Raw genomic sequence first — 12,719 nt, forward strand, 5'->3', positions numbered from 1 at the left:
TGTTCAAAAAGAAAAGGCGGCCCGCGAACGGACCGCCTTTCCAAAATGTAATGCGATATCCGCAGATTACATGCCAGCGCCGCCGAGAACGGTAACGGCGCGGCGGTTCTGCGACCAGCAGGAAATGTCGTCGCAGACGGCAACCGGACGTTCCTTGCCGTAGGAGATCGTCTTCATGCGCTGGGCCGGGACGCCGCGCGAAGCAAGGTAGTCCTTGGTGGCAGCCGCACGGCGCGCGCCGAGAGCAAGGTTATATTCGCGGGTACCGCGTTCGTCGGCATGGCCTTCGACGGTGATCGCGTAGTTCGGGTAGCGGGCGAGCCACTGAGCCTGACGGTCGAGCGTCTGGGCAGCGTCTGCACGGATCGAGGTGGAATCGGTATCGAAGAAGATACGGTCGCCGACATTCACGGTAAAGTCCTGAGCCGAACCCGGGGTCGCCGCACCGGCGCCGAGGCCGAGATCGCCGGCGCTGTTGGCCATGTTCTTCTTGTTGGCGCAGCCAGCAAGAGCCAGACCAGCGACGAGAGCGATCATGACGGGATTGCGGGCGAGATTCTGCATGCGGCTCATAGCCGGGGTATGAATGCGGCTCATGGCCGGGTCTCCTTGCGACTTCATCAGGGTTGCCGGACTGTAACCGTACTCGGTTAACCGCCGCTCAATAAGTATGGTTAACGATTTACTGATTTGTCCCTACATTGCCCATTTTCAGGACTTTGCGGCGACATGAAGGCGTATTCCAGGCTCTCCACTACTCGAGCAGCGGCGACCATGCCGGGTCGGAAGCGTAGGTCGGAGTCTTGATGAGCTGCTCGTTGTAGCCCGTCAGGTCGATCGAATAGAGCTGCGGACCACCGGCACCCGCCGCCTGGCGGAAGAACATGATGACGCGGCCGTTCGGTGCCCAGGTCGGGCCTTCGTTGTGGAAGCCCGTCGTCAGGATACGCTCGCCCGAACCGTCCGGCTTCATCACGCCGATCGAGAACTTGCCGCCCGACTGCTTGGTGAAGGCGATGAGATCGCCACGCGGAGACCAGACCGGCGTCGAGTAGTTGCCGTCGCCGAAGGAGATGCGCGTCTGGCCGGAGCCGTCGGCATTCATCACGTAGATCTGCTGATGGCCGCCGCGGTCGCTTTCGAAGACGATGCGGTTGCCGTCAGGCGAATAGGACGGGGACGTATCGATCGCCGCCGTCGAGGTCAGGCGCGTCGTCGTGCGCGAACGCAGGTCCATCGTATAGATGTTGGCGTTGCCTTCCTGCTGCAGGCTCATGACGACCTTCTGGCCATCGGGAGAGAAGCGCGGGGAGAAGGTCATGCCCGGGAAGTTGCCGACCACTTCGCGCTGTCCGGTCTCCAGCTGCAGCAGGTAAACGCGCGGCTGCTGGTTGGCGAAGGACATGTAGGTCACTTCCTGGCGGTTCGGCGAGAAGCGCGGCGTCAGAACGAGGTCGCTGCCATCGGTCAGGGTGCGGACGTTGAAGCCGTCCTGGTCCATGATGGCGAGCTGGCGCTTGCGCTGCTGCTTGGTGCCGGATTCCGAAACGAAGACGACGCGGGTATCGAAATAGCCTTCTTCGCCGGTGATCTGCTTGTAGATCGCGTCAGCGATGATGTGGGCGACGCGGCGCCAGTTTTCCGGCTGCGTGTAGAACTGCTGGCCGGTCATCTGCTGGCCGGCAAAGGTATCCCAGAGGCGGAACTCGGCGCGAAGGCGGCCATCGGCCTCCTGCGTGACGCGGCCGGTGACCAGTGCCTGTGCATTGATGACCTTCCAGTCCTCGAAGCGCGGAGCGGCATCGGGGTTCGAAATCTTCTCGATGAAGGCGTTCTTGTTGACGGGCGCGAAAAGGCCCGAGCGCTGCAGGTCGGCGGCAATCACCTGAGACACCTGGGCGCCCATGTCGCCCTGCAGGAAGTCGGTGACGGCGATCGGCAGCGGCTGAACGTTGCCCTTGTTAATGTTGATTTCGACGAGCGCGTTCGCAGGCGTCGTAAACGCACCCGCGGTGACGAGACCCGCCACCATCATCAAGGCGCGGAGAAGGGAAGACTTTCTCATATGACAGAGGCCTTTCAGCATTTAAATCCCTAGATCGCTGGGATCGAAGTTCACGACGACTTCGTTCCAGGCATCGTATTTATCTTTTGGAAGAGTGGAGAACGGCGCGGACTTCATGATCGCGCGATAGGCACCGCCTTCGAGAGCGCGGCGGGTCGCATCGTTGTCGCCACCGGTCGCCTCGACTTCGGGCTGGCCGATGATGTTGCCGTCTTCATCAAGCTTCATGTGCACCTTGATGCGCACTTCATTCATGCCTTCCATGCCCGGAATGACATTCCAGTTGCCGGCGATCGCGCTCTTCAGCGCATCCATTTCGCTCATCGACAGCTTCGAAGCACCCTGGGTAGCCTTCTTGGCGCCAAGCGAAGCTTCCTGCGTCGAGCGCTTGGTGCCGCCGGCGGAAGGATCGGTCTTGTTCAGGAGGGCGGCGATATCGTCGGCATTGAAGTCGCTCTTCATCGACGAAGCGGACTTGGCCACTTCGCGCTTCTGATCGTCCTTCTTCTTGTCGGTCGGCTTTTCAGCCGTCTTCGGCTGGTCCTGAGGCTTTTCCGGCGGCTTCTCGGCCTGCTTTTCCTCAGGCGGCTTCACCTGCGGCTTAGCAACCGGGGTCGGCACCTTGTCCGGCAGCGCTTCGGCGTCGGGCTTCGGCGCTTCCTCCGGCTTTGCTTCCTCGACCGGCTTTTCCTCCGGCTTCGGCGGCGTCGGCGCGACGTCAGGCTTTGTCTGCGGAATGGAAGCGACTTCCTTCGGCTGTTCGACCTCGGTCTCTTCCTTGTTGACTTCCTTCACCTCGTTCGGGATCGGATCGATCTTCTGCGCCGGCTTCTCGCTGGAATTGGCGGCAGCCGCATCCGTATTGCTCGGCTTGGCGTTCGGAACCGGCGTTGTCTTGAGGTCGACCTTGTTGTCGCCGACATTCTCGCCCTGGTCGGGCGTCGGCGGACGCGTCGTCGGCTTCGGCGCCGACGTTTCCTTCATCGGCGCCTTCTTGTCGCCCTGCTGCATCTGGGTGATCGATTCGACCGGCACCAGATCGACCGGCATCGCTTCGAAGTCATCGACCTTGAAATGCTCGGGCGAGCCGATGCTGACCAGTGCTGCAGCGAGCACCAGTCCATGCAGAACAGCAGATGTGACGACGCTGGTCTTCATCTTGCTTTCTACTGGTCCTTCTTCTGCTGCGTGACGAGGCCGATATTCTTGAAGCCCGCACCCTGGATGCGTGCCATCACGTCGGCGATCACGCCGTAGGGCGCAGTTGCATCACCGCGCACGAAGATGCGCTCGTTGTAGCCGGTCGTGGCGATCGCTTCGAGTTTCGCAGCAACCTCGTCGACCGGGATCGGCGTTTCCTGAAGATAGACTTCGCCGCTGTTCTTGACCGAAATCGTGATCGGCTGCGTTTCCGAGTTCAGTGCCTTCGCCTGCGTTTCCGGCAGGTCGATCGGCACGCCGACCGTCATCATCGGTGCTGCGACCATGAAGATGATCAGCAACACGAGCATGACGTCGACAAGCGGCGTCACGTTGATTTCGGAAATTACGTTCTTGTTCCGGCCACCGCGGCGGCGGCGTCCGCCACCGCTTCCGGAATTGCCTCCAACAGCCATACCCATGGTCGTTACCCCGCCGTTCCGTTACTGCGCGGCCTGGCGCGGCTGCAGCTTCTCGTCGATCTGGCGCGAAAGGATGGCGGAGAATTCGTCCGCAAAGCCTTCCATGCGCGCCGAGAGCTTGCCGGCATCGGCGGAGAACTTGTTGTAGGCGATAACCGCCGGAATAGCGGCGACAAGGCCGATGGCGGTCGCGAGCAGCGCTTCGGCGATACCGGGAGCGACGACCGCGAGGTTGGTGGATTTCGAACCGGCGATAGCCTGGAACGAGGTCATGATACCGACGACGGTACCGAACAGACCGATGAACGGACCGGCCGAGCCGATCGTCGCCAGCGAACCGAGACGGGCCGAGAGGCCTTCGGATTCACGCGACAGCGTCACGTCCATGGCGCGGTCGATACGCATCTGCAGACCGATCGGCGACCGGGCGCCGCGCTCGAAGGACTTCTTCCACTCGCGCATGGCCGCAACGAAGATCGCCGCAAGACCGGTATTGTTGCGCTCGGACAGTGTCCTGTAGAGCTCTTCCAGCGACTGGCCCGACCAGAACACCTGTTCGAACTTGTCGAACTGGCGACGGGCGCGGCCATAGGCCAGATATTTGTCGATGACGATCGCCCAGGTCCAGACCGAGGCTGCCAGCAGCCCGAGCATGACCAGTTTTACGACGATGCCTGCCTGCATGAACAGCGACCAGAGGCTGACGTCGGCCGTTGCTGCTGCCAATCCTGCTTGTTCCATTGATCCAAAATCCCCGAATCCAAACGCCCGGTGCTTGACCGGGCGGCACAAAAAGTGATCTCGCAAGAAATGTCTGGCGACCGCCGCCTTAAGCCCTGGTCAAGCTCGAAGCTTTTCTTCCGCCTTCCTTGCCGTCAAATTTGGTCAAAGGAAGGCGTGCACCGCACAAACTCTGACTTTCAGAGTAAGACACTATTATGGTTAATAGTTCGTTAGTGTCCGAGTGCGGCGGCAAGCTTATTAAAGCTGATGTTTTTCTAGCCGGTTTTAACCTGATTCAACGGTTCCGGCGGCGGAGCACCGCGCATTTCCTGCAGCGCGGCAATTCCTTCACATGAAACTCATGTTTTTGCAAGGGCGCAATTCCGGCTTTTAAGCTGCCGGAATGCCCTGCTTTACAGCTATTCCGTCTCGATCAGCATCTGCTTTGCCAATGCCTCCGGCAGACGGCGCGGGCGGCCCTTGGCGTTGATGACTGCGATGATGACCTTTGCGGCGATCAGCGGCGTTTCGCCGCGGCGGATTTCCTGCGACAGGACCATCTTCGCGCCGCCGGCTTTTTCGGTCCGCGTCACGATGGTCAGGATATCGTCCATCCGGGCCGGGGTCTTGAAGTCGATCTCCATGCGGTGGACGACGAAGACCAGCCCTTCCTCATCCGCGGTGATCAGCTCGCGCTGCTCGACGCCGAGGCAGCGCAGGTAGTCGGTGCGACCACGCTCGAGGAAATGCAGGTAGCGGGCGTGATAGACGAGCCCGGAGAAATCGGTGTCCTCGTAATAGACGCGCTGGATGAGCCGGTGGCCCTCCTCCGTCAGTGCCCCGGCAATCAGAAAACCGTCTTCCGCCATCATCGTCTCCAAATGGGCATGCCTCTTTGCCGCGGCCGCAGCACCGGCCGGGGGCATTGAACAATCGTCATAATCTCTAAGTATTCCCGATAGTGGATGAGCACGCAGGAGGCAATGCGATGAAAATTGCAGTGATGGGCGGAGACGGATTCATTGGCTGGCCCACCTCGCTGCATCTCTCCGACGCGGGCCACGACATCCACATCCTCGACAATCTCTCGCGGCGATGGATCGACACCGAACTCGGCGTACAATCGCTGACGCCGATGGACTCCATTCAGGAACGCACCCGTATCTGGCACGCCGAGACCGGCCGGCGCATCCATTTCAATCTCATCGACCTCTCGAAAGACTATGAGCTGCTGAAGAAATGGCTCGGCGAGAACCGCCCTGACGCCATCATCCATTTCGCCGAACAGCGCGCCGCGCCCTATTCGATGAAGAGCGACCGCCACAAGAACTACACCGTCAACAACAATGTCAGCGCCACCCATAACCTGTTGAATGCCCTCGTCGAGCTGCAGCTCGACGCGCACCTGATCCATCTCGGCACGATGGGCGTCTATGGCTATTCGACGGTGGGTGCCGCGATCCCCGAGGGATATCTCTCCGTCGGCATCGAGACCTCGGCGGGCGAGACGGCGAGCCAGGAAATCCTCTATCCGTCCAATCCCGGCTCGATCTATCACATGACCAAGTGCCTGGATCAGCTGCTCTTCCAGTTCTACGCCAAGAACGACGCGCTGCGGATCACCGACCTGCATCAGGGCATCGTCTGGGGAACCCATACCGAGCAGACCCGCCGCCACCCGCAGCTGATCAACCGCTTCGACTATGACGGCGACTACGGCACGGTGCTGAACCGCTTCCTGATCCAGGCGGCGATCGGCTATCCCCTCACCGTCCACGGCACCGGCGGCCAGACCCGCGCCTTCATCCACATCCAGGATTCGGTCCGCTGCATCGAGCTCGCCCTGAAGAACCCGCCGGCCCGCGGCTCCCGCGTCGAGATCTTCAACCAGATGACCGAGACCCATCGCATACGCGACCTCGCCGAGATGATCGCCAGGATGAGCGGCTCCGAAATCATCCGGCTGCCGAACCCGCGCAAGGAAGCGCCGGAGAACGAGCTGATCGTGAAAAACGAGAAATTCCGCGCGCTCGGCCTCGACCCGATCACGCTCGAGGCCGGGCTGCTGACCGAGATCGTCGACGTCGCCAGGAAATTCGCCTACCGCGTCGACCGCTCCCGGGTACCTGCGGTGTCCGCCTGGACCAAGGATATTGCCGCGACGATCAATCATGATCCCGAGGGTAAGCGGTTGAAGTCGGTGTCGTGACGGAGACGCTTGTGCTGCGCGGCCTCACCCTACACCTACAGAACACCCGGCGGTGCCCGGAGCCCCCTCACCCTACCCTCTCCCCGCGGGGGAGAGGGGGCGTCGGCGCAAGCTGCGGTGTTCCCTTCTCCCCCGCGGGGAGAAGGTGCCCCGAAGGGTCGGTTGAGGGGGCTACACGGCACACCGTCTCTTTCGTTTGCCCTGCAGCCACAGCAGCAGTCGAGCATCCTCGCAAGGCGTCGACCTCATGACCCAACCCTCGCGTCACGCCTACATCACCCTCATCACCAACCCCGACTACGCCAAGGGCGCCACCGCCCTCATCAACTCCCTGCACCAAACCGGCACGAAAGCCGACCTCGTCATCCTCCACACCGGCGCCGTCACACGCGCCGATCTCGCCCCATTCCTGGACAAAGGCTGCCGTCTCATCGAAGTGGCCCACCTCCCGCTCTCGGACGCCTTCAACCAGCGGCACGCTCGCGGCAACGTCCACGCCACCGCCCCCTTTACCAAGGGCCGCAAGCCCGACTTCCACACGCCGCTCGACAATTTCTGCAAGCTGCGCCTCTGGGAATTGACCGAATACGACCGCGTGGTCTTCATCGACGCCGATGCCGTCGTGCTTCGCAATATCGACCGGCTCTTTTCCTATCCGGAATTTTCCGCCGCCCCGAATGTCTATGAATCGCTTGCCGATTTTCACCGGATGAACTCCGGCGTCTTCGTCGCCACCCCTTCGAAGGAGACCTTCGCCCGCATGCTGCAGGCGCTCGACGCACCCGATGCCTTCTGGCCGCGCACCGACCAGACTTTCCTGCAGCAGTTCTTCCCGGATTGGCACGGCCTGCCCGTCCATTTCAACATGCTACAATATGTATGGTTCACCATGCCCGCGCTTTGGGACTGGAACAGCATTTCGGTGCTGCATTACCAATATGAGAAGCCGTGGGAGACCGATCATCCGAAGGCGGCACAATTGCAGCCGCTGATCGATCTCTGGCACGAACTCCATGCCGGCAAGGCGCTGCCGGATCTGGCGGCCATGAACAACCCGGAGGTGGCATGAAGGTACTGGTATCGGGCGGCACGGGTCTCGTCGGACGCTATATCGTCGAGGAACTGCTCAATGCCGGATACCATGTCATCATCGGCGGACGCCACGCGCCGCTGCCGCGGCTGTTTTCCCGCCCCGTCGATTTCGCGCCGCTCTCGCTCGATCCTGATACGGACCATATCGAAGCCTTCGACGACGCCTATTTCTTCGTTCATGCCGCCTTCAGCCATGTGCCCGGCAAATACCGCGGCGGCGAAGGCGATGACCCCAAAGGTTTCAAGCGCCTCAATCTCGACGGCACGGTAAAACTCTTCGAGGCCGCCAGGCGCGCCGGCACCCGGCGCTGCATCTTCATCTCCAGCCGCGCGGTCTATGGCGATGCCGCTGCCTCTCATTTGCAGACCGAAGACCTGCTGCCGAAACCCGATACGCTCTACGGCGAGGTCAAGCTCGATTGCGAACGCGCACTTGCCCATCTCGCCGGCCCCGGCTTTGCCGCGGTGAGTCTGAGGGCAACCGGCGTCTATGGCGATCTCCTGCCCAACAAGTGGAGCGGACTGATCGACGACTATCTCGACGGCAGGCCGATCCCGGCGCGGGCCGGAACCGAGGTCCACGGCCGCGATCTCGGCGCCGCCGTGCGGCTGATGCTCGAGATCGAGGCATCACGGATGTCAGGCGAGGCCTTCAATGTCTCCGATATCACCGTCGATATGCGCGACATCCTTGCCCGGATACAGGCAGAAACGGGCTGTCCCCACGCACTACCACCGGCGGCAGACAAGGCATCCCTCAACCGCATGGAGACCGCCAAGCTCGAAGGCCTCGGCTGGAAGCCGGGAGGCCTGCCGCTTTTCGCCGATACCGTGAAGACGCTCGCCCGGCGATTAGTGCCAAGGCCCGCGCAAGCCTGAAGTTGCAGAAATCCCCTCATAGTATCGGGGGATATGATGCAGATCGCACAGTCGAATGCGCTGAACATTCTGCGCAGCACGCCGCAATCGCTTGCGGCATCGGGAACTTCGAGCAGCGATCCGCAGCTCAGAATGCTTCAGCGCGCCGACGAGGCGCTCAACGCCCTGCAGCAGGACAAGAAATCCTCCGCCGACCTCGCCAAGGAGCGCGCCGCGCGCAAGCTCGCGGAACTTCAGCAGCAGGTCGAGATGCTGAAGAGCGGCGGTCTGTCGCCTGAGGCGACCGCCCGGCTCGCGGCACAGCTGTCGCAGAAGATCGCATCCGCCGCAGCGCAATTCGCCTCCGCCGTCGCCGGTGCGGGCGTCACACCCGGCGCAGTCACCGCTGCCTCCACCGAAGCAAGCACGGCAGGAACAGCCGCCACGTCGTCATCGGCAGACGCCGCATCCGCGGAAGCCGATCCGGCGACCGCCGAGACCGAGCCCGTCGACACCGCGCAGGCCCGCAAGGCCTACCAGGACACTGCCGCCGACGGCGAGCAGCAGGCCACCGGCCTGTCTGACGAGGACCGGTCGACGCTGGAAAAATTGCAGTCGCTTCTGCGCGAGGTCCGCCAGATCCTCAACAAGGCGATGGACGAGCTGCGCAACGGCAAGACCGTCGCGGACGCAACGCAGGCAATGCCGATGCCGACGGCAGCCTCCGCCATCCCCTCCAGCATCGTCATCTAGCCCGATCGGCAAAGCCAACGCCGCTTTCGCGCATTTGCATTGATCTGCAGCCGGTCTATGGTCGGCGCATGCAAACCATGTCCAAACAGCTAAAGGCCGACATGCGGGCCGAGCGGCTTTCGCTTCGCGACGCCATCCCGCCGGAAATGCGCATCGAAAAGGCGCTCGCCATGGCCGATCACGCCGGCGAGGCCGTCGCCTTCGATCCCGGCACGATCATCTCCGGCTTCCTGCCGATCCGCTCGGAAGCCGATATCCGCCCGCTGATGGCACGCTTTCAGGCGCGCGGCGCCCGGCTCTGCGTGCCTGCCATCCTCGACAAGCAGACCATCGTCTTCCGCGAATTGCTGCGCGATGCGCCACTGATTGCCACCGGCTTCGGCACCTCGGGTCCCGGCCCGGATGCACCGGTTCTCGACCCCGATATCCTGCTCGTGCCGCTCTCGGCTTTCGATGCCCGCGGCCACCGGATCGGCTATGGCGCCGGTTATTATGACCGCGCCATTAGCCTTTTGCGGCAAAAAGGCCGCAAACCAAGGCTGATCGGCATTGCATTCGACTGCCAGGAAGTGGCACATGTGCCCGACGAGCCGCATGACATAAGCCTGGATGCCATCCTGACAGAAAGCGGCCTTCGCTTTTTTGCTTCTTGGATCAGATAGAAATGCGGCTTCTTTTTCTGGGTGACATGGTCGGCAAGACGGGACGCACGGCGGTTTGGGACCGCCTGCCGGGGCTGGTTTCCGACCTGAAACTCGACTTCGTCGTCGTCAACGGCGAGAACGCCGCCGGCGGCTTCGGCATCACCGAGGACATCTTCCTCGAGACGATCAATGCCGGCGCCGATGTCGTGACGACAGGCAATCACGTCTGGGACCAGAAGGATGCCGTCGCCTTCGCCGGCCGCCACGACCAGTTCCTGCGCCCGGCCAACTATCCGCAGGGAACGCCCGGCCGCGGCTCCGGCCTCTTCTATGCGCGCAATGGCGCGCGCGTGCTCGTCGCCAACATCATGGGCCGCGTCTTCATGCATCCCGAGCTCGACGACCCCTTCAAGTCGGCCGAGGCAATCCTTTCCGCCTGCCCGCTGAAGGAACAGGCCGACGCGATCATCTTCGACTTCCACGCCGAGGCGACCAGCGAAAAGCAATGCTTCGGCCATTTCGTCGACGGCCGCGCCAGCTTCGTCGTCGGCACGCACACCCATGTGCCCACCGCCGACCACCAGATCCTGAACGGCGGCACCGCCTATATGTCGGACGCCGGCATGTGCGGCGATTACGACTCCTCGCTCGGCATGGACAAGGAAGAACCGCTCAACCGGTTCATTTCCAAGATGCCGAAGGGGCGGATGGAGGCGGCGACCGGACCGGCGACGATCTGCGGCGTTGGCGTCGAGATTTCGGATGCGACGGGACTCGCGGAGAAGATTGCGCCGCTGCGGCTGGGACCGCGGCTGGCGGAGACGATTCCGGAGTTTTGGCGGTAGGCTTTGACGTCGGAGGGCGCCAGCCCCCCTCTGCCCTGCCGGGCATCTCCCCCACGGGTGGGGAGATTGGCTGGGCGCAGCCGCTCGCTGTGCCAATACCGTCCTAAGAGCCGCAGCATTCATTTTTAAAGCGGGGAGCACGCCTCTTGTGGTCTCCCCACCTGTGGGGGAGATGCCCGGCAGGGCAGAGGGGGGCTGCCACCGCCCACGCAAAAGACGGCGACCACCCCAACACGCAAACGTGAGCACCCCGCATCTGGACCCCTGCGGCGCCTTGCCGCATCCTTCCGGCCACCGTGAAAGCGCCGGAGGGGTGGCATGAAGCCGCAATGTCTTATCCTCGCGATCGCATGCCTTGCCTCGTTCGCCCTGCCGCAGGCGGCAGGCTCCCAGGAACAGCGCAAGAATGTCAGCCAATGCCAGGCGATCGCACAGGGGATTCCGAAGGCGCAGTTCGCAAGCTTCTCTCCGGGCACCCCCATCGTCCCCGCCGTCTCCGAAGGCGAGGATGTCACCTTCACGTTCCTCGGACATTCGACCTTCGAGATCGACACGCCCGGCGGCATCGTCATCGCCACCGATTATAACGGCATCTATCAGCCCTCGGTGACCCCTGATGTCGTCACCATGAACAAGGCGCACCAGACGCATTACACGCTGACGCCGGATCCGGCGATCAAGCACGTCCTGCACGGCTGGAGCGATGTGCCCGGCGAAAAGGCCAAGGTCGATCTCGTCGTCGGCGACGCCTATATCCGCAACGTCACCACCGATATCCGCTTCAGCTACGGCCTCGGCGGATCGCAGCAGGACGGCAATTCGATCTTCATCTTCGAGATCGCCGGCCTCTGCATCGGCCATCTCGGCCACCTGCATTACGAGCTGACAGACGCCCATTACACCGAGATCGGCCGCCTCGACATCGTCATGGTGCCTGTTGATGGCGGACTGACGATGGGCCCTGACAGCATGAGCCGGGTGATCAAGCGGCTGCGCTCCTCGATCGTGCTCCCGATGCACCGCCGCGGACCGCCGGTTGAGCGCTTCCTGTCGATGATCGGCAAGGAATTCGAGATCGTCTATGCGCCGAACGATACGCTGACGGTGTCGCTCAGGACGCTGCCGCGGAAGCCGCAGATTTATGTGATGAAGGATGTGCAGTAGGTAAGGTCGGCGCCCGAAGCCCCCTCACCCTACCCTCTCCCCGAGGGGAGAGGGGGATGTCGAGAGTGAGGCAATCGATGCGACCTCCCTTCTCCCCACGGGGAGAAGGTGCCCGAAGGTTTCAGGCGCAACTTGTTGTGCCGGGGATGAGGGGGCCGCGCGGTAGAACGCCTACGAGACGTCAAGCAAACTGCAAATGCCGCTTGATCCCCACATCCGGCATCTTCTCATCGTCCAGATTGGCCTTGGCGATCTCCCAGCCGAATTTCAGCTTGCTGCCGGTCGAGACCCAGATTTCGGCATCGTCGACATGCATGGCGAGCATCGTCAGCTTCGGGTCCTTCTTACCGTTCTCGTACCAGGCGGCGACGATGGAATTCCAGTATTCCTCCACCTTGCCGGGATCGGCCTTGACCTCGATCTTGCCCGCGAGGCACGCATGGTAGTCGTGATCCTTGCCGACCACGCAGAAATGCGCGCGGGCGCCGGACTTGATGGCGCGGGCGATATCGGCATCGGATTTGGTGTAGAACCAGATCGTATTGGTCTTCGGATCGGCATGCGGCGCCATGGGCTGCATATGCATGTCGGCGCCGTCGACGCCGAGCATCCCGGCGTGAATGCCGTTCACCTGCTCCCAGAGCTGCTGTGCCGGATGTTCGCGGGCTTCGCTGAAGCTTGCCATGGCCATTCCTTTCCGTTTGCGTTTCCCGCTCAAAACGTCAGGTCCACCGGCTTTGTTCC

The 12,719-nt window shown here is 62.4% G+C and carries 14 protein-coding genes; 7 read left to right on the forward strand and 7 right to left on the reverse strand.

All coding sequences use genetic code 11. The features are described 5' to 3' along the window. Positions 1-66: 66 nt before the first annotated feature. From pal to ybgC, 6 genes are all read right to left on the reverse strand, one after another. A complete protein-coding gene (gene pal, locus ACQZ5H_RS12810; protein ID WP_112718866.1) occupies positions 67-597 on the reverse strand; it encodes a peptidoglycan-associated lipoprotein Pal in 531 nt (176 codons plus the stop codon). A gap of 157 nt (positions 598-754) precedes the next feature. Further along, positions 755-2,065 carry a Tol-Pal system beta propeller repeat protein TolB gene (gene tolB, locus ACQZ5H_RS12815; RefSeq protein ID WP_112718865.1) on the reverse strand — a complete coding sequence of 437 codons (1,311 nt, stop codon included), beginning with the start codon at positions 2,063-2,065 and terminating at the stop codon, positions 755-757. Between the two features lie 21 nt (positions 2,066-2,086). Beyond that, entirely contained in the window at positions 2,087-3,223 is a 1,137-nt protein-coding gene (locus ACQZ5H_RS12820; RefSeq protein WP_130281944.1) for a hypothetical protein, read from the reverse strand. A gap of 8 nt (positions 3,224-3,231) precedes the next feature. Beyond that, positions 3,232-3,687, reverse strand: coding sequence for a protein TolR (gene tolR / locus ACQZ5H_RS12825; protein WP_112718863.1), 456 nt, complete (start codon positions 3,685-3,687; stop codon positions 3,232-3,234). Between the two features lie 21 nt (positions 3,688-3,708). Continuing rightward, entirely contained in the window at positions 3,709-4,428 is a 720-nt protein-coding gene (gene tolQ, locus ACQZ5H_RS12830; RefSeq protein WP_112718862.1) for a protein TolQ, read from the reverse strand. Positions 4,429-4,829: 401 nt separating this feature from the next. Continuing rightward, positions 4,830-5,279: a tol-pal system-associated acyl-CoA thioesterase gene (gene ybgC / locus ACQZ5H_RS12835; protein WP_130281946.1), complete on the reverse strand. Its 450-nt coding sequence runs from the start codon at positions 5,277-5,279 to the stop codon at positions 4,830-4,832. A gap of 119 nt (positions 5,280-5,398) precedes the next feature. Between ybgC and ACQZ5H_RS12840 the strand changes: the two genes are divergently transcribed. From ACQZ5H_RS12840 to ACQZ5H_RS12870, 7 genes are all read left to right on the forward strand, one after another. Continuing rightward, entirely contained in the window at positions 5,399-6,619 is a 1,221-nt protein-coding gene (locus tag ACQZ5H_RS12840; RefSeq protein ID WP_449097941.1) for an NAD-dependent epimerase/dehydratase family protein, read from the forward strand. Positions 6,620-6,866: 247 nt separating this feature from the next. Beyond that, entirely contained in the window at positions 6,867-7,688 is an 822-nt protein-coding gene (locus ACQZ5H_RS12845) for a glycosyltransferase (RefSeq protein WP_449097942.1), read from the forward strand. Beyond that, positions 7,685-8,590, forward strand: coding sequence for an NAD-dependent epimerase/dehydratase family protein (locus tag ACQZ5H_RS12850; RefSeq protein ID WP_449097943.1), 906 nt, complete (start codon positions 7,685-7,687; stop codon positions 8,588-8,590). Before ACQZ5H_RS12845 ends, ACQZ5H_RS12850 begins: the two co-directional genes overlap by 4 nt. Before the next feature lie 36 nt (positions 8,591-8,626). After that, a complete protein-coding gene (locus ACQZ5H_RS12855) occupies positions 8,627-9,322 on the forward strand; it encodes a hypothetical protein (protein WP_449097944.1) in 696 nt (231 codons plus the stop codon). A 77-nt stretch (positions 9,323-9,399) separates the two neighbouring features. Next, positions 9,400-9,984, forward strand: a complete 585-nt coding sequence (locus ACQZ5H_RS12860; RefSeq protein WP_449097945.1) for a 5-formyltetrahydrofolate cyclo-ligase — start codon at positions 9,400-9,402, stop codon at positions 9,982-9,984. A gap of 2 nt (positions 9,985-9,986) precedes the next feature. Further along, positions 9,987-10,811 (forward strand): TIGR00282 family metallophosphoesterase, encoded by an 825-nt coding sequence (locus ACQZ5H_RS12865; protein WP_112718855.1) that lies wholly within the window; start codon positions 9,987-9,989, stop codon positions 10,809-10,811. A gap of 318 nt (positions 10,812-11,129) precedes the next feature. Continuing rightward, positions 11,130-11,975 (forward strand): MBL fold metallo-hydrolase, encoded by an 846-nt coding sequence (locus ACQZ5H_RS12870; protein WP_449097946.1) that lies wholly within the window; start codon positions 11,130-11,132, stop codon positions 11,973-11,975. Between the two features lie 181 nt (positions 11,976-12,156). Here the strand turns inward: ACQZ5H_RS12870 and ACQZ5H_RS12875 are convergent, their stop codons facing one another. After that, positions 12,157-12,660 carry a pyridoxamine 5'-phosphate oxidase family protein gene (locus ACQZ5H_RS12875; RefSeq protein ID WP_413710201.1) on the reverse strand — a complete coding sequence of 168 codons (504 nt, stop codon included), beginning with the start codon at positions 12,658-12,660 and terminating at the stop codon, positions 12,157-12,159. Between the last annotated feature and the right edge of the window lie 59 nt (positions 12,661-12,719).

The organism is Rhizobium sp. 21-4511-3d, from assembly GCF_053522545.1.

Bases quoted from the DNA above. Each gene is read 5' to 3' on its own strand.
- pal (WP_112718866.1), bottom strand. From the start codon at position 597: ATGAGCCGCATTCATACCCCGGCTATGAGCCGCATGCAGAATCTCGCC.
- tolB (WP_112718865.1), bottom strand. From the start codon at position 2,065: ATGAGAAAGTCTTCCCTTCTCCGCGCCTTGATGATGGTGGCGGGTCTC.
- ACQZ5H_RS12820 (WP_130281944.1), bottom strand. From the start codon at position 3,223: ATGAAGACCAGCGTCGTCACATCTGCTGTTCTGCATGGACTGGTGCTC.
- tolR (WP_112718863.1), bottom strand. From the start codon at position 3,687: ATGGGTATGGCTGTTGGAGGCAATTCCGGAAGCGGTGGCGGACGCCGC.
- tolQ (WP_112718862.1), bottom strand. From the start codon at position 4,428: ATGGAACAAGCAGGATTGGCAGCAGCAACGGCCGACGTCAGCCTCTGG.
- ybgC (WP_130281946.1), bottom strand. From the start codon at position 5,279: ATGGCGGAAGACGGTTTTCTGATTGCCGGGGCACTGACGGAGGAGGGC.
- ACQZ5H_RS12840 (WP_449097941.1), top strand. From the start codon at position 5,399: ATGAAAATTGCAGTGATGGGCGGAGACGGATTCATTGGCTGGCCCACC.
- ACQZ5H_RS12845 (WP_449097942.1), top strand. From the start codon at position 6,867: ATGACCCAACCCTCGCGTCACGCCTACATCACCCTCATCACCAACCCC.
- ACQZ5H_RS12850 (WP_449097943.1), top strand. From the start codon at position 7,685: ATGAAGGTACTGGTATCGGGCGGCACGGGTCTCGTCGGACGCTATATC.
- ACQZ5H_RS12855 (WP_449097944.1), top strand. From the start codon at position 8,627: ATGCAGATCGCACAGTCGAATGCGCTGAACATTCTGCGCAGCACGCCG.
- ACQZ5H_RS12860 (WP_449097945.1), top strand. From the start codon at position 9,400: ATGTCCAAACAGCTAAAGGCCGACATGCGGGCCGAGCGGCTTTCGCTT.
- ACQZ5H_RS12865 (WP_112718855.1), top strand. From the start codon at position 9,987: ATGCGGCTTCTTTTTCTGGGTGACATGGTCGGCAAGACGGGACGCACG.
- ACQZ5H_RS12870 (WP_449097946.1), top strand. From the start codon at position 11,130: ATGAAGCCGCAATGTCTTATCCTCGCGATCGCATGCCTTGCCTCGTTC.
- ACQZ5H_RS12875 (WP_413710201.1), bottom strand. From the start codon at position 12,660: ATGGCAAGCTTCAGCGAAGCCCGCGAACATCCGGCACAGCAGCTCTGG.